This is a genomic window from Caballeronia fortuita (assembly GCF_001544835.2).
GTDB lineage: Bacteria > Pseudomonadota > Gammaproteobacteria > Burkholderiales > Burkholderiaceae > Caballeronia > Caballeronia fortuita.
Map to the genome: position 1 here is coordinate 1 of NZ_FCNX02000019.1, position 15,325 is coordinate 15,325.

Here is a 15,325-nt window from a genome sequence, read left to right on the forward strand (position 1 = left end):
GCCGATGATAGTGCGGATTCCCGTGTGAAAGTAGGTAATCGTCAGGCTCCTCATGCTCCAAACAAAAACCCCACCCCACAAAGGTGGGGTTTTTGCGTTGGGGTGGCGAAAACGCAATCCTCAACTAAGCTTGCTGATACCAGATTGCTGATAGTTTTCGATCCCGATCTTGTCGATGAGCCCGATCTGAATCTCCAGCCAGTCGATATGCTCCTCGGTCGCGTCGAGCAATTCGACGAGAATCTCGCGTGAAACGAAGTCATGCACCGACTCGCAATAAGCGATTCCCTCCTTGCATTGCGCTTGCGCCGTCTTCTCGAGCTTGAGATCGTTCTGTAGTGCTTCGAGAGTCGTTTTGCCAATAGCCAGCGGGTGAATATCCTGCAAATTCGGCAGTCCATCGAGCATGAGGATGCGCTGAATCAGCTTGTCCGCATGCGTCAACTCGTCCATCGACTCGTTGTATTCGTGCGTGCCGAGCTCTTCGAAACCCCAGTGCTGATAAAGACGCGCATGCAAGAGATACTGATGCACCGCCGTCAGCTCGTTCGTCAATTCGGCATTCAGATTGTCAATCACTTTCGGATCGCCTTGCATTCCGTCTCCCGCATCGTCGCGTTGGCATACTCTCAGAATAGACGCTGAGCCGCGCCGCGCCAAAAACGAGCGCGATTCTCATCGGTGTCGATGGCGGGAAAATTGCTAAGGCTACCTCCACTGCTTCCCCTGCGAGCATCATCCGATGCCAAGACTTTCGTTCTCCGCTCAGTTGACGGCACTCTCGACGCTCATCGCCGCGCTATGCGGATTGATGGCGGGCGCTGTCTGGTTGATGTTCTCGTCGGCGCTGACCGAGCGCGTGAACCTGGCAACGCAGGATGCGGCCACCGCATGCGCGGCGGTGGCATCGCGCTACGATCTGTCGATGCCGCGCACGGGCGAGACCGACATCGAACTCATGCACGCCGTGCTCGATCTGGTCCTGATCCGCACCGAAGGCATCGAAGGCGGCTTCTGGAGCAGCGCGGCAGCCGCGCCGGGTTTTCTCGCCTACGCGTTTCCGACGTACACGGGAAGCGGCGTAAAGCGCGATGTCCCCGAGGCGGAGACGCCGCTCATCTTGCGGACGCTCGAAACGGCCGCGCGAACCGGTGCGACGCGGCGCGATGATCTGTCGAACGGCTCGGATGCGGTCATCGTCGTTGCATGCCCGGTTCCGCGGCACAAGGCGCTCTTCGTGTGGATGCTCACGCGCGCGCGACCGCCGCTCGGACCTTACGGCGAGCGCGCGGCGAGCATACTTGCGGGCGTGCTTGCGATCATCGTCGGTGCGGCGCTCTTCCTGGCCTTCGCATTACGTCGATGGAAGCGCAATCTGACGCGTCTCGAACACGCGCTCGCCGCCGAGGGCGATCTGGAGCAGAGCAAGCGGCTCGACCTGCTCGGTGAACGAGATCTGGACAAGATCGTCGATGCGCTCAACCGCTACACCGAACGCGCCCATCGGCTTCAGAAGCAGGCCGATGAACTCAGCCTGCAGCTCGCGCAGGCCGAGCGCTTCAGCACGATCGGCAAGATGGCTGCGCAGATCGCGCACGAGATCCGCAATCCCGCTGGCGCGATGCGCCTGAAGGCAGAGAACGCGCTGGCGGGCGATGGCGCGCGGCGCGAAGCGGCGCTGCGCACGATCATCGAGCAGGTCGGACGCATCGAGGCGCAGCTCGCGAGCCTGCTCGCGCTCACGCAACCCGTGACGATCCAGACGAGCGATGTCGATATTGGTCCGTGGATCGACGGCGTCGTGCATGTGCATCTTCCGGGCGCGCAAAGCCGTCGCATCACGCTCGCGGTCGACGTGCAGCTCGCGTCGCCGGCGCGTCCCGCCGCAATCGATGCCGCGCAGGTCGCGCGCGCGCTGGACAACCTCATCGTCAATGCGCTGCGTCATGCGCCGCAAGGCGGTCATGTGACCGTGAGCGCGCGCTCTGCATCGTCGGAACGCGGCGATGTGCTTAAACTTGAAGTCACCGACGACGGTCCCGGCGTCGGCGCGAACGAGCGCGAACACATCTTCGAGCCGTTCGTGACAGGCCGTCCCGATGGCTCCGGACTCGGCCTCGCCGTCGTGCGCGAGATCGCGTCGGCGCATGGCGGCCGCGCCTTTCTCGCCGACGATTCCCGCGTGACCCGCTTCGTGATAGAGCTGCCATGGCGAACATACTGATCATCGACGACGACGACGCCTTCCGCGAAGGCCTCGTCGAAACCGTTCAAGACCTGGGGCACACGACGCTCGCGGCGCGCTCGGGCGAGGACGCGCTCGAACGCCTGCGCGTAACGCCGCCGCCCGACTGCATCTTCCTCGACTTCCGTCTGCCCGGCGCGGATGGCCTCGCGGTGCTCGAATCGCTGCGAGGCATTGCGAGCCTGCGCACGGTGCCCGTCGTGATGCTGACCGCGCACGCGACGAGCGACAACACGATCGGCGCGATGCGGCTCGGCGCGTTCGAGCATCTGACGAAGCCTGTCGGACGCGAGGACATCGCCGCATTGCTCGAACGGATTCTGTCGACACATGCCGACGCACCCGACGCGGGCGCTTTCTCGGACGAAGCGCAGCCGGGCGAGCCGCGTCTGCTCGGCGTGAGCGAAGCCATGCGCGACGTGCAAAAGCGCATCGGCCGCGCGGCGGGAACGTCATCGACCGTGCTCATCACCGGCGAAACGGGCACGGGCAAGGAAGTCGCCGCGCGCGTGCTGCATCTTGCATCGGCGCGGGCGGCGGGGCCGTTCGTCGCGGTGAATTGCGCGGCGATTCCCGACGAACTGCTCGAGAGCGAACTCTTCGGACACGGCAAGGGCGCGTTTACCGGCGCGCACGCCGAGCGCCGCGGACGCTTCGAGGCGGCGCACGGCGGCACGCTCTTTCTCGACGAAGTCGGCGACATGCCGCTCGCGATGCAGGCCAAGCTGCTGCGCGTGCTGCAGGAGCGGCAAATCACGCCGCTCGGCACGAACCGCGTGGTCGACGTCGATGTGCGCGTGGTCGCGGCGACGCATCGCGATCTGAACCGGATGGTATCGGCGGGAACGTTCAGACAGGATTTGCTGTATCGGCTCAATGTCATTCCGCTCGACATGCCGCCGCTGCGCGAGCGCGTCGCCGATATCCTGCCGCTTGCGGAGCATTTTCTGTCGATGCTCGCGTCGTCGCCGGATGCCGCGCGCAAGCATCTGAGCGCCGACGCGCAGCGTCTGCTCGTCACGCTCGCGTGGCCTGGCAACGTGCGCGAGCTCGCCAACGCGATGGAACGCGCGAGCGCGCTCGCGCCCGGTCCGCTCCTCACGCGCGACGACTTCGCGTTCCTCTTCGACACGGCCATCGCCCCTGCGGACACGATCCCCTCGGGCTTCGCCGAGTTGCCGCTCGGCGAAGCCGTCGAACGACTCGAGCGCGCGATGATCCTGCGCGCGCTCGCGCTCACGAACGGCAATCGCGCCGAAGCTGCCCGCCGTCTCGGCATCAGCCGTCAGTCGCTCTATACGCGCATGGCGAGCCTCGGGCTTTCCGATTCCGCCTGATGACCGATGGTGTCAAGCAATCGGACGACGAGTGTCCGGTTGCTTGACAGCGCGCTCGCCGCCAGCGACGCGGATTCACGATGGCGTGCGGTTCCGGCCGAATGGCATGGCCCTTGCAGAACGCTCTGCGTCACAGCAAGGGAGCGCATCATGCAACCGACATCGAAACACCCGATCGAACGCGCTGTATCGAGACTCGCGCGCGTAATGAGTTTGACGACACTGCTCGCGGCGAGCGCCGCCTGCGTCGCGCAGACGCCACCGCGGCCCGCACCGCCCGCACCGCCCGCACCGCCCGCTGGGCCCGCAGCACTCGCACCGCCACCCGCGCCCGTCGACACGAACGCCTCCACGACGGCTCAAGTCACGGTGACGCGTTTTCTCACGAACCCGGACGGCGACGTCGACGGCTTCCTGACCGGCGACGGCACGCTGGTCCGCTTCCCGCCGCACATGAGCGGGCAGCTTACTTCGGCCGTGCGCGGCGGCGACACCGTTCAGGTGAGCGGATGGCGCGATGCGGCGGGCAACGTCACGGCGCAGCGCATCGCCGATACGCGCAGCGGACAGCAAGTCGTCGATCAGCCGCCGATGCCCGGCGTGCAGCCGATGCCGCGCGATCCGCGCAACGCGGGTCTGTCGCATCTGAGCGCGCAAGGACGCGTGGCACATGTCACGACCGCGCCGCGCGGCGAACCCGACGGCGTGATCCTCGCGGACGGCACGGTAATCAAGCTCACGCCGCCGGTCGCGCAGCAATTTCCGACGCTGGTGCAAACCGGCGCGACGGTATCGGCGCAGGGATATGGCACGCGCAACCAATACGGCACCGCGCTCCAGGCGACGGAGTTCGGCGCGCCGGGCAAACTGACCCGGCTCTACGACCCGCTCCCGCCGGCGCAGTGACCGCCGCTTTCAAAACATCAAACTTGGAGAAACACATGCATTGGATCGATCCCGAGAGCCTTCCCGAAACGCGCGGCAAGGTCACGCGCTTTCTGCTGAACCCGCACGGCGACATCGACGGCTTCGTGCTCGGCGCGCGTCAGATTCACGTTCCGCCTCATCTGTCGAAGCAGATCGCGCGGCACGTCGCGCCCGGCGATGCGCTCAGCGTGCGAGGCGTGAAGCCGCGTGGCGCGGATATCGTCGCGGCCGTTTCGCTCACGACGAAGGCCGGCAAGACGATTCTCGACGAGGGCCCGCATCATGCCGGCGAGAAGCATCCGAAGCCGCATGCCGATCGTAAGCCGATGGAAGCGTCCGGCGAAGTCATGCTTTCGCTTTTCGGGCCGAAGGGCGAGTTGCGCGGCGCGCTGCTCGACGACGGCACATCGCTGCGCATGCCGCCGCATGCCGCGAGCGCGCTGGCGTCGTACTTGAGTCCGGGCGCGCATGTCCACGCATGGGGACACGGCGTGAAGAACAAGCATGGCCGAACGATCGAAGTCGACGAGATCGCCGAATTGATCGACGCGGACGCCGACGCCGCCTGACGCAACGACCAGCCGACGATCATGAATCCGCGATACGCGCTCGAGGCATTGAACTTCTTCATGGCCGATGTCCAGGCGGGCATCGGCCCGTTCCTCGGCGTTTTCCTGCAGGCGCAAGGCTGGCATCCGGATGCGATCGGCACGGTCATGACGCTCGGCGGCATCGCGGGCATGCTGGCGACGGCGCCCGCCGGCGCGCTCGTCGATGCAACCCGTTACAAGCGCGGCGTGATCGTCGCGGCCGGCGTGATGGTGACGCTGGCATCGCTCGCGCTGTGGGTGTCGCAACGTTACTGGATGGTCGCCGCGTCGCAGATCGTCACGGCCATGACCGGCGCCGCGCTCGGTCCGGCGGTCGCGGGCGTGACGCTCGGCATGGTCCGCGAACGCGGCTTCGACCGTCAGTTCGGCCGCAATCAGGTCGCCAATCATGCGGGCAATGTCGCGGGCGCGGCACTGTCGGGCTGGCTCGGCTGGCGCTATGGATTCGGTGCGGTGTTCGCGCTCGCGGGCGTGTTCGGCGCGATGACGATCATATCGACGTTGCTGATCCGGGGCGATGCCATCGATCACGACAGCGCGCGCGGGCTCGGCGCATCGTCGTCGAACGAACACGAGCACGCGCGCGGCTTTCGCGTGCTCCTGCAATCCCGTCCGCTGTTGCTGCTTGCCGCCGCGCTTGCGATGTTCCATCTCGGCAATGCCGCCATGCTGCCGCTCTACGGCCTCGCGGTCGTCGCCGCGCACAAAGGCGATCCGAGTGCGTTCACCGCGCAGACGATCGTCGTCGCGCAACTCGTAATGGTCGCCGCCGCGTTCTTCGCGAGCCGGTTGATCCGGCGCTTCGGATACTGGAACGTCATATTGATCACCTTTCTCGCGCTACCGTTGCGCGGGTTGATCGCGGCGATGTTCATCGGCGCGTGGGGCGTGTGGCCGGTTCAGGCGCTCGACGGCGTCGGCGCGGGTCTGCAAAGCGTCGCGGTGCCGGCACTCGTCGTGCGGCTGCTGCAAGGGACGGGGCGCGTGAACGTGGGGCAGGGCGTCGTCATGACCGTGCAGGCTGCGGGCGCCGCGCTCAGTCCGGCGTTAGGCGGTGTGCTCGCGCAGCATTTCGGCTACTCGACCGCTTTCCTCGTGCTCGGCGCAGTGTCGACCGGCTCGCTCGGACTGTGGCTCTTCTTCGGCGCCTCGCTCAAGACGGCGTGCGGCGTTCCTCGCGACGTTCCCGACGACGCATCGCTCACGGCATGAATTTCATGCCTATAATCGAGCGCGAACGGAAACGAGCCGCGCAGACAGTACGACCTTCGAAGAACAAGGAGAGCCGTCGTGCCCCGATCAGATCGTACGAGCGACCTTTTCCCTTCCGGCCCAAGCATAGCCAGCGCGGGCCGCCGCCAGTTTCTCGGCATGGCGGGCGCCGGGATGCTCGCGACGCTTCTGCCCGGCTGCGGCAGCGACAGCTCCGACTCCCAGTCGTATCCTCAAACGGTCGCCATGGGGCAGCAGGCGATCCAGCAGGCGATCGCCGATCCGGCGCAGCCCGTCGCGGCGATATCCGTGGCGATGCTCAAAGGGAATAACGTGTTCTGGCAGCAGGCGTTCGGCGTATCGTCGGTGCCGAGCCAGACGAAGGCGACGGCGCAGACGCGCTTCAACATCGGCTCGGTCAGCAAGCTGTTCGCGGCGCTCGCGGCCGCCGTTCTCCAGGATCGCGGACTCATCACGCTCGATACACCGATCGTCCGCTATCTGCCGACCTTCACGATGCTGTCGCCCGAGTACGCGAACATCACGACGCGTCATCTGCTGTCGCACTCGTCGGGACTGCCCGGCACCAATTCGCGCAATCTCTTCACGTTCGCGCCGGTTCCCGGCTACGCAGCCGATACGCAGGCCGAACTGGCGAACACGCATCTCAAACATCTGCCGGGCGAGCTCGCCGTCTACTGCAACGACGGCTTCACGATGATCGAGCAGATCGTCCTCGCGATGACCGGTCAGAGCTTCGCGAGCTTCGTGGAGGCCAACATCCTCGCGCCGCTGAAGATGACGAATTCGAGCTATCTGACGACGGTGCCGAGCGGCGGCTCGTTCTCGTATCCGTTCGCGGACGGCACGCAGTATCAGGAGTTCGTCAACGCCTACGCCACCGGCGGCCTCAGTTCGACGCCCGGCGACATGATGAATCTCGCGCAGATGATCATCGGCGGCGGCGTCTTTCAGGGACAGCCTTGGTGTCGGCGGAAGGCATCGCGCAAATGGGCACGGATCAGTCGACCGGCCTCCTCATCAATCCGTCGCCCGAATGGCGCTGGGGTCTCGGCTGGGATTCGGTGCGCCAACCCGCACTCGACGCCGCGGGCATCCTCGGATGGGAAAAGGACGGCGGCACTGCGTTCTATTCGAGCGAATTCTTCGTCGTGCCGCAGGCGCAACTTGCGCTGATGGTGACGGGCAATTCGGGCTACGACGCCCGCAAGCTCGCGGAATCGCTCGTGCTCTCCGCGCTGCGGGAAGACGGCACGATAGCGTCGCTGCCGGCCAAGGTGAGCACGACGGCGCCTTCGGCCGCGTCGGGTCCGGCTGTCGCCAATGCCGCCGGCATCTACGGCAACTCCGACTCGCCGCTGCAAGTGGTCGCCAATCCGGATGGCAGCGTGCAGTTGAACCAGTGGGACGGCCCCACGCGCGTGTGGAAGACGCTCGGCGCGTATCAGTATCGCAGCGACGGCTGGTGGTGGAGCAATAGCGACACCGCGTCGTATCGCTTCACGGTCGCATCGGGAACGGATGGCGAGGGCAAGGCGTTCAGCTATCGCTATCTGATGAAGCGTGTCGTGCCGGGCGCGGGCTACGCATATCTCACCTTGCCGATCGGTCAGCAGCTTGCCGCGCTCGCGCCGCTCGACAGCGCGTGGCAGCAGCGGCTCAACACGCAATGGACGCTGACGAACGATTCGCCCACGGCGGTGCCGATCGTCATCGATAAAAACGAGCCGGCCTTTCTCACCGCGTTGCCGGAGTTGCCAGGCTATGGGCTGTACGGCAACACCGACCTTCGCTATCAGCTTTTCGTGCCGTTGTCGGACGATCGCGGCGGCATGTCGGTAAAGGTGCCGGGCAATTTCGGCCGCGATCTGTATGAGATCCGGTTCGCGTCGGCGAGCAGCACGACATTGACGCTCGGAAGCTCGATCTACGACAAAGCCTGACGCGCTCATGCGAAGCCGATTACATGCGATGTAATTGGCGCGAGCAACGCGCGCAACTACTCTCTGGCTGTCGCGCATCCATTCCGGTTGCGCTCACCGTCAGGGAGATACCATGTCCAGCTATCCTGTTCACACGATCGACTCCGCGCCCGCACAGTCCCGCCCCGCGCTCGAGCAATTGCAGCGCACGTTCGGCATGATTCCGAACATCGCGGGCGCGATGGCCGGATCGCCGGTGCTGATCGATGCGTTCATCGGCGTATTCGAGCGCGTGCATGCGAGCAGCCTGAGCGAGCCGCAGATTCAGACGCTGTTGCTGACCAACGCCGTCACGAATGCGAGCGAGTGGCCGGTCGCGTTTCATACCGCGCTCGCGCTGAAGGAAGGCGTGCATTCCGCCGACGTCGACGCGATCCGCCACGGCGCGCCGCCACGCGATGCGAAGCTCGCCGCGTTGTCGGGTTTGGCGTGCACGTTGATAGAGCAGCGCGGCCGTCTCGCCGATGCGGATCGCGCGCGCTTTCTCGAAGCGGGCTTCAGCGCCGAACAGATGCTCGAAGTCGTCGCGGTGGTGGCGGCATCGACGATCACGAACTACGTCGCCAGCGTGACACGGCCGCCGCTCGAAGCGCAGTTCGAAGCGTTCGCTTGGCACGCGCCGGCAGCGTGAGCGCCTTCGATTCATCCCGCACGACAGCACGAGGCCGCGAATCCGATGAACGACACACGTCCCGATCCGAACGCCGCGCCGGACGAACTCGGTGACTTGCTGCGCTATTGGCGCGACGTGCGCGGCATGAGTCAACTCGATCTGTCGCTGGAGGCGGGCGTGTCGCAACGGCAGATCAGCTTCATCGAAAGCGGGCGCAGCGTGCCGGGCAGAGACACGCTGTTGACGCTCGCGCAAACGCTGGAAGTGCCGCTGCGCGAGCGCAACGCGCTCTTGCTCGCCGCGGGCTATGCGCCGGTGTATTCGGAGGCGCCGTGGAATGCGCAGGAGATGCACGGCGTGATCCGCGCACTAGAACGCGTCGTGCGCCAGCATGAACCGTTTCCCGCGATCGTGATGGATCGTCACTGGAACGTGCTGATGACCAACGATGCCGCGCCGCGCTTCTTCGGCTGCTTCATCGACATGGCAGCGCGCCAGGGCCCGCGCAATATGCTGCATCTGATCTTCGATCCGCAAGGCATGCGTCCATTCGTCGACGACTGGGACACCGTTTCGCGCAATCTGCTGCAACGCGTGTATCACGAGTCGGTGGGGCACGCGGTCGATGCCGGCACGCGGCGTCTGCTCGACGAACTGCTCGCCTACGAAGACGTGCCGCGTGACTGGAAGACGCATCACGGAGCGCGGACGACGCCGACGATGCCCGTCATTCCCATCGGCTTCGTCAGCGGTGGCGTCGTGCTCCGCTATTTCTCGATGGTGACGACCGTGGGCGCGCCGCGCAACGTCGCGGCGCAGGAGCTACGCCTCGAATGCATGTTCCCCGCCGACGATGAAACCGAAGCACGCCATCGGCAACTGCTTGCCGCGCATGAGAAGCATCGCTGATACGTCATATCAAACGCGTCCGGAAAAGCTCATTCAAAACTAATTCGCTAGACTTAATCTGCTTCACATCAGCGATGCATGTAAAGCGATCAACGAACGTCATGCGCGCTGCGTCAGCGGCAGAGCGGCCCGCACTGCCGCCGTCTTCGAGACAAGGAGCCCATCATGTTCGCACTGCTTTCACACCTTCTCGCCAAGCTCGTTTCCCGCAGCGACGTGCCTTCGCACAGCGCGTATCTTGCTTCGTCGAGCGATCTTGCCGATCTCGAACGCCGCATGCGTCAGGCAGAGGAAGACGACCGCGCGTACAGACTGTCGCTTTGAGATGTCATTGCGGTGCGGCGCCGTGCAAGCGGCGCGCGTCGAGTTCCTTGACGGCGGGGAAGACCTCGTCGTCCCACGAATCGAGGCCGTATTTGCGCAGCACGAGATTGTGCGCGACGAAGACTTCGAACATCGGCGTGCCCGGGCGCATGCGCTGCGCCTTTTGATTATCCTGCGCAAGCCATTGAAGCTCGCGAGGATAATCGTCCGCCGTTTCCTCGCTCTTGATCGACGCGCGTTCGACGATATGAAGCTGCGCGCCCGGATGCGTGCTCGCCCACGCATTGAAACGCGCCTCGCCAGCGACGGGGCCTTTCCAGCGCGCGCAGTACTTGCAGTCGCGAGCCGAATGCACGACCACTTCGATGATCTGTCCATCGGCTACCGTCGTCTGTCCGATCGACTGAACCGCGCCATGCACGTCGCCGGCAAAGCGGACGCTGACGAATATCACCGCCGCCACGGACAGCAGCAACGCGGACATCCATCTGACAGTCACGCTCATTGCATTGCGCATGATGACCTCGCCTGGCCGGCACGCCGGCCTCAATCCGCTCAATTTGCCTCGCGCCGGGTCGCCACCCATGGTTTGCGCTCTTCGAGACATACCATGCCTTCGTACAGTTCGATGTAGGCGTGGATCATCGTATCGAGGCTGAATTTTCGCGCATGCTGGCGCAGCCGGTCGTTCGTCGATGGATCGTCGAGCAGCGACGCGGCCTCGTGAATCTTGCCGATCAACGTCTCGGGTTGAGCGACATCGAATAACAGCTTCGAACGCGGTTCGATGATCTCGGGAATGCCGCCCATGTTCGAGCCCACGACGGGCACGCCATGCGAGTAGGCCTCGAGCACCACGAGCCCGAACGGTTCGTTCCAGACGGACGGCACCACTAGAATGTCGATGCTGTTCAGGAACGCCGACGGATCGACGCGTCCGAGGAAACTGACGCGCGGGTCCGCGTATTTCGTCTTGAGCGAGTCGACGTAGTCTTGATCGCCGGTGCCGCCAATGGCCAGCGTCCAGTCGAGCGTCTGGTCTGCGAACAACTGGTCGAGCAGCAATTCGAGACCTTTTTCGGGCAGGACGCGCCCCAGCATGCCGAGCCGCAAAGGCGCGTTGTCCGCTTGCGGCGCACGCGCCACGCTCGCGGAATCCTTGGTCTGATAGCAGTTGTGGATGACGGTCGTTTTCGCCGCGCGCGAGAAGAACCCGCTCTCGACGTGCTTTTGCAGCACGAAATCGCTCACGCCGACCGCGACGTTGACCTGCGCCGATGCGATCTGCTTCGGCTTCGCGTACAGCGAGCACACGCCGCACTGGCTCGCGCAGGGCTTGCCGCCGCTCAACATGCTCGCCGTCGGGCACAGCAGATAGTAGTCGTGGATGGTGTGTACGATAGGCACGCCCGCGTTGTTCGCGACGCGCCATGCATCGACGGACAGGCAGGAGAGATTCGCCGTATGAACGATGTCCGGCTTCTCGCGCTCGATGATCTCGGCGAGCTTGCGCGACATCGACGTGTTGCGCACGTCGATGGCGTGCCAGATCAGCTTGGCGACGCGCGAGTGCTCGCCGGGCGCATGAGGCCAGTAGAGATTGGTCGAACGCAGGCGATAGACCTTCGCGCCATTGACCTCTTCGCTGCGGTCGTCGCCGCTGCCGGTCGCGCAGACCACGCAGACCTCGAGGCCCGCCTTCATCAAGCCGTCGGCGAGCAGTCGCGTCGCGACTTCGGCGCCGCCGACTTCGTCCGGGAAATATAAGGTGTTCGCGATCAGTACTTTCACGGCGTATGGAAAAGATGCGGATCAATACGGGCCGGCGACCTGGCGATGTGAAGGACTTCGCGCGCGCTGCACTCTGATGAGCGCCTGCCGAGGATGTGACGGGTCGTGTGTCCCTTCATGTGTCACGGCTCCGGTATTGCAGCTATGAGCTGATGGCTGTCAGTTGGCGCCGCGTCATCCCGGTGCGATCGACGGCACGATGGATATCGCGCGCGACCGGCCGGGCTGATCGTTGATCCTGCAAGCAGTGCGGCCCAGTTTACCCCAATGATGCAAGGGGTATGGCGTTTTTTCGGTTTGCGTGCTTCCTACATACTTTCCGGCTTCCTTATGAATCGATAGTCGAACTGTGCGGCGATTGAAAGTCTTTTATTCCCTCTCCCGATCATTTTTATGCGCGATGCCGGTAAGAATGATGGGACCGGAATTCATGGACATACGACACGCGGGACAGCTTGTTCCGCGAGCACGCTTTCGTACAACGCGCGATAAGAATCGACCATGGCGTCGATGCTGAAACGCCTCGCGTACTCGCGGAAACGATCGTGCACGCCCGGGTCTTCGAGCAGCGCGACCGCTTCGTGCAGCTTGCCGATGACAGTCGAAGGGCGCGCCATGTCGAACACCAGATTCGTGCGCGGCTCGATGACCTCGGGAATGCCACCCGTGTTTGCACCAACGACCGGCACGCCGTGCGAATACGCTTCGACTGTGACCCGTCCGAACGGTTCATTCCAGATCGACGGCACAACGAGAATGTCGATGCTGTCGTAGAAGTCGTCGGACTTCACACGGCCGAGATACTCGATGCGCGGATCGTCGTACGTCGACTTCAGGTTCTGCAGGTAATCGGCATCGGCATGACCGCCGACCGCGAGCGTCCATTGCAGCGTGTCGTCGGCGAGGAGTTGTTCGAGCAGCAGCTCCAGGCCCTTCTCGCGCGAAACGCGCCCGAGCACGCCTAGCCGTACCGGGCCACCTTGATATCGGCGGGTGCGTTGCGGCACGCCCGACGCTTCGAGCGATTCGCACGCGTTATAGATCACCGCCGTGCGCGCCGCGCGCGAAAAGTACCCGCTTTCAAGATGCTTTTGCAGCACGAAGCGGCTCACGCCGACAGCCGCCGCGACGCGCGCCGACGCCACGCGCTTCGGCTGCGCATACAGCGAGCAGACGCCGCATTGCCGCTGGCATGGCTTCGAGTGGGAGAACATGATCGCGGTCGGGCACATCAGATAGTAGTCGCGCGCCGTGTGCACGATCGGCACGCTGGCATTGCGCGCGAGGCGCCAGATATCGACGGACAGGCACGAGAGATTGCTCGTGCTGATCACATCCGGCTTTTCACGCGCGATGATGCTCGCGAGCTTGCGCGACATGATGACGTTATAGACGTCGATGGCATGCCAGATGAGCTTCGCAACGCGGCCGTGCTTCTCGCGCACGTGCGGCCAGTAGAGATTGACCGAGCGCAGCCGGTACACCTTCACGCCGTTCACGTTGTCCACGTGATCGACGCCCGTGCCCGTCGCGCAGACCACGCAGACTTCGATACCCGCCTTGACCAGACCTTCGGCGAGCAGTCGCGTCGATACTTCAGCTCCTCCGGGTTCGTCCGGAAAGTAGAGTGTATTTACGATCAGTATCTTCACGACGTCGAAGTCCCCTTGAAAAGGCCCGATGCAGAAGCACTGCGGAGCCAGATGCCTTCAGGGTTCGACGATCGAGGACACGAAAGAAAAACCCCGGGAAAACAGCCAGAAATTGGAATCATCATACTCGTCGGTGCGCTGACGCCGCGTTGTGGTTATGGAGGGCGTAGTGCTTCACGAAACATCGCCGGGCCGTGCCTGTCTCTGCCATGACAGAGACTTGCGCGAGCGCATCACGGCTCGACTGCGATGCGGAAAACATAACAGCTTGCGCACCGGCGTTCAATGTGGTGCCGAACATAGACGCCGATCACGTTTCGTGTGGAGCGAGCAGAGGGCAGCGCGGCGAGCGCATGCGGGATGAATCACAGAGGCGGACATCGAACGCCGCGGCTTGCACCGCGGCGTTCGCATTCCCGTTATTGAGGCTCGTACCACGAGTAGGTCGGCAGCGTGGTCAACGGCGTGCCGATCTGAAACGTGATGTCCCGCAGCGAGGTCAGCGGGATATTGCGCGGATCGCCGGTGTAGCGCCGGACGTCGCCGTTATCGTTGATATAGACCACGATGTTGCCCGTGATCCCCGCGACATTCGTGCTGGAGAGCGGCTGGCCCCAGATATCGAATACCTGGCCGAGCGTGAAGTTCTTGATGTTCGGCGTTTCGATATGAACAATGCCGGTGTTGTCGTGCGTATGCGTTTCATAGTTGCACTGCGGCAGGATGCCGACGTTCTTCGGGAACGCGAGCCATTGCCCGTCCTTGAAGATCGCGACATGCGAGTGCACGTGGAACGTTTCGGCCATGCCCGCCGCGCAGATCAGGCCGTCCACGTTGGCGCCCGTGCCGCCCGTCGCCGTATTGCCGTCCGCCCAGTACGACGTGCCGACGACGCCGCCATAGCTGAGCGTCGTGACCGTCGACGTGAACGGCGGCGGATCGGTCCATGCGTAGGTTGCGATCTGCGCCGGCGGCGTGCCGACGACGAGCGTCACTTCGCCCTTCTGCGGCAGCACGAGGCTCGCGAGATCGCCGGTGTATTTGGAAAGCGTGCCGCCCGTGTTGACCCATGCGGTCACATTGCCGGCAAGTCCCGCCACGTTGGTCGTGCTGAGCGGCTGGCCCCAGACGGAGAAGAACTGGCCGAGCGTGTATGACGCGTTCGACGTGACGTCCATGCGGATCTTGCCCGACGCATCGACCGTGTGGACCGGATAGACGCAGCCCGTCTGCTTCGCCATGGTCGGCGCGACCGTGCCGATGTTCGTCGGCAACGTGAGCTGCTTGCCGTTCTGATAGATCGACAGATGCGCGTAGCTGTACTTGTTGCCCGCGACCGCGCAGTTGAGATTGCTGACCGCCTGGCCGGTGCCGCCGGTCGCTGTCGAACCGTCGCTCCATTGCGAGGCGCCGACCGTCGTGCCGTCGACGAGCGCGGTCGCGGCGGCGAGCGTCGGCGTGGCGGCCGTCGGCGTCGTGCTGCCGCCGGTATTGCCCGAGTTCGTGGGCGAACTCGAATCGTTGCCCGAACTGCCGCCACCGCCGCCGCACGCGGCGAGCGTTGCCAATGCTGCCGCCGTCGCTGCGCCGGTCATCCAGCGAGCATAAGTATGTTTCTCTTTCAGCATGTGTCGACTCCGCCCCTTGAAGGATTTCTGTAGGTGTTGCGGGTTGCACTGCGGGCGCATGCGCGATGCATGC

Annotated in this window: 15 protein-coding genes; 10 read left to right on the forward strand and 5 right to left on the reverse strand. The window is 64.2% G+C overall.

Annotation, left to right across the window (positions count from 1 at the left end; genetic code table 11):
- Positions 1-120 precede the first annotated feature (120 nt).
- The gene (gene bfr, locus AWB77_RS28895; RefSeq protein ID WP_061137905.1) at positions 121-597 is read right to left on the reverse strand and encodes a bacterioferritin; all 477 of its coding nucleotides are present in this window, start codon (positions 595-597) and stop codon (positions 121-123) included.
- A 145-nt stretch (positions 598-742) separates the two neighbouring features.
- Here bfr and AWB77_RS28900 point away from each other — a divergent pair, with 145 nt between their 5' ends.
- The 10 genes from AWB77_RS28900 (at position 743) to AWB77_RS28940 (ending at position 10,181) form a co-directional block, all read left to right on the forward strand.
- The gene (locus AWB77_RS28900; protein WP_061137906.1) at positions 743-2,224 is read left to right on the forward strand and encodes a sensor histidine kinase; all 1,482 of its coding nucleotides are present in this window, start codon (positions 743-745) and stop codon (positions 2,222-2,224) included.
- Positions 2,209-3,582, forward strand: coding sequence for a sigma-54-dependent transcriptional regulator (locus AWB77_RS28905; protein ID WP_061137907.1), 1,374 nt, complete (start codon positions 2,209-2,211; stop codon positions 3,580-3,582). The genes AWB77_RS28900 and AWB77_RS28905 overlap by 16 nt, the downstream gene beginning before the upstream one ends.
- A gap of 150 nt (positions 3,583-3,732) precedes the next feature.
- Complete coding sequence (locus AWB77_RS28910; protein ID WP_061137908.1) at positions 3,733-4,488, forward strand: hypothetical protein; 756 nt, start codon at positions 3,733-3,735, stop codon at positions 4,486-4,488.
- Positions 4,489-4,523: 35 nt separating this feature from the next.
- Entirely contained in the window at positions 4,524-5,078 is a 555-nt protein-coding gene (locus AWB77_RS28915) for a hypothetical protein (RefSeq protein ID WP_061137909.1), read from the forward strand.
- Between the two features lie 21 nt (positions 5,079-5,099).
- Complete coding sequence (locus AWB77_RS28920; protein WP_061137910.1) at positions 5,100-6,332, forward strand: MFS transporter; 1,233 nt, start codon at positions 5,100-5,102, stop codon at positions 6,330-6,332.
- Positions 6,333-6,410: 78 nt separating this feature from the next.
- Complete coding sequence (locus AWB77_RS37600; RefSeq protein ID WP_510183490.1) at positions 6,411-7,529, forward strand: serine hydrolase domain-containing protein; 1,119 nt, start codon at positions 6,411-6,413, stop codon at positions 7,527-7,529.
- Positions 7,418-8,296, forward strand: coding sequence for a hypothetical protein (locus tag AWB77_RS37605; RefSeq protein WP_510183491.1), 879 nt, complete (start codon positions 7,418-7,420; stop codon positions 8,294-8,296). Before AWB77_RS37600 ends, AWB77_RS37605 begins: the two co-directional genes overlap by 112 nt.
- A 112-nt stretch (positions 8,297-8,408) precedes the next feature.
- Complete coding sequence (locus AWB77_RS28930; protein WP_061137911.1) at positions 8,409-8,966, forward strand: carboxymuconolactone decarboxylase family protein; 558 nt, start codon at positions 8,409-8,411, stop codon at positions 8,964-8,966.
- Positions 8,967-9,011: 45 nt separating this feature from the next.
- Positions 9,012-9,857, forward strand: a complete 846-nt coding sequence (locus AWB77_RS28935) for a helix-turn-helix domain-containing protein (RefSeq protein WP_061137912.1) — start codon at positions 9,012-9,014, stop codon at positions 9,855-9,857.
- A 165-nt stretch (positions 9,858-10,022) separates the two neighbouring features.
- Positions 10,023-10,181 carry a DUF3563 family protein gene (locus AWB77_RS28940; RefSeq protein ID WP_061137913.1) on the forward strand — a complete coding sequence of 53 codons (159 nt, stop codon included), beginning with the start codon at positions 10,023-10,025 and terminating at the stop codon, positions 10,179-10,181.
- A 4-nt stretch (positions 10,182-10,185) separates the two neighbouring features.
- Here AWB77_RS28940 and AWB77_RS28945 read toward each other — a convergent pair whose 3' ends face one another.
- From AWB77_RS28945 to AWB77_RS28960, 4 genes are all read right to left on the reverse strand, one after another.
- Positions 10,186-10,698: a hypothetical protein gene (locus AWB77_RS28945; protein ID WP_157694937.1), complete on the reverse strand. Its 513-nt coding sequence runs from the start codon at positions 10,696-10,698 to the stop codon at positions 10,186-10,188.
- A gap of 38 nt (positions 10,699-10,736) precedes the next feature.
- A complete protein-coding gene (locus tag AWB77_RS28950) occupies positions 10,737-11,972 on the reverse strand; it encodes a glycosyltransferase family 4 protein (RefSeq protein WP_061137915.1) in 1,236 nt (411 codons plus the stop codon).
- A gap of 428 nt (positions 11,973-12,400) precedes the next feature.
- A complete protein-coding gene (locus AWB77_RS28955; protein ID WP_061137916.1) occupies positions 12,401-13,624 on the reverse strand; it encodes a glycosyltransferase family 4 protein in 1,224 nt (407 codons plus the stop codon).
- A gap of 419 nt (positions 13,625-14,043) precedes the next feature.
- Positions 14,044-15,252, reverse strand: a complete 1,209-nt coding sequence (locus tag AWB77_RS28960; RefSeq protein WP_244158688.1) for a hypothetical protein — start codon at positions 15,250-15,252, stop codon at positions 14,044-14,046.
- Positions 15,253-15,325: the final 73 nt, after the last annotated feature.

Coding starts and splice junctions, on each gene's coding strand:
- bfr (WP_061137905.1), bottom strand. CDS start 597: ATGCAAGGCGATCCGAAAGTGATTGACAATCTGAATGCCGAATTGACG.
- AWB77_RS28900 (WP_061137906.1), top strand. CDS start 743: ATGCCAAGACTTTCGTTCTCCGCTCAGTTGACGGCACTCTCGACGCTC.
- AWB77_RS28905 (WP_061137907.1), top strand. CDS start 2,209: ATGGCGAACATACTGATCATCGACGACGACGACGCCTTCCGCGAAGGC.
- AWB77_RS28910 (WP_061137908.1), top strand. CDS start 3,733: ATGCAACCGACATCGAAACACCCGATCGAACGCGCTGTATCGAGACTC.
- AWB77_RS28915 (WP_061137909.1), top strand. CDS start 4,524: ATGCATTGGATCGATCCCGAGAGCCTTCCCGAAACGCGCGGCAAGGTC.
- AWB77_RS28920 (WP_061137910.1), top strand. CDS start 5,100: ATGAATCCGCGATACGCGCTCGAGGCATTGAACTTCTTCATGGCCGAT.
- AWB77_RS28930 (WP_061137911.1), top strand. CDS start 8,409: ATGTCCAGCTATCCTGTTCACACGATCGACTCCGCGCCCGCACAGTCC.
- AWB77_RS28935 (WP_061137912.1), top strand. CDS start 9,012: ATGAACGACACACGTCCCGATCCGAACGCCGCGCCGGACGAACTCGGT.
- AWB77_RS28940 (WP_061137913.1), top strand. CDS start 10,023: ATGTTCGCACTGCTTTCACACCTTCTCGCCAAGCTCGTTTCCCGCAGC.
- AWB77_RS28945 (WP_157694937.1), bottom strand. CDS start 10,698: ATGCGCAATGCAATGAGCGTGACTGTCAGATGGATGTCCGCGTTGCTG.
- AWB77_RS28960 (WP_244158688.1), bottom strand. CDS start 15,252: ATGCTGAAAGAGAAACATACTTATGCTCGCTGGATGACCGGCGCAGCG.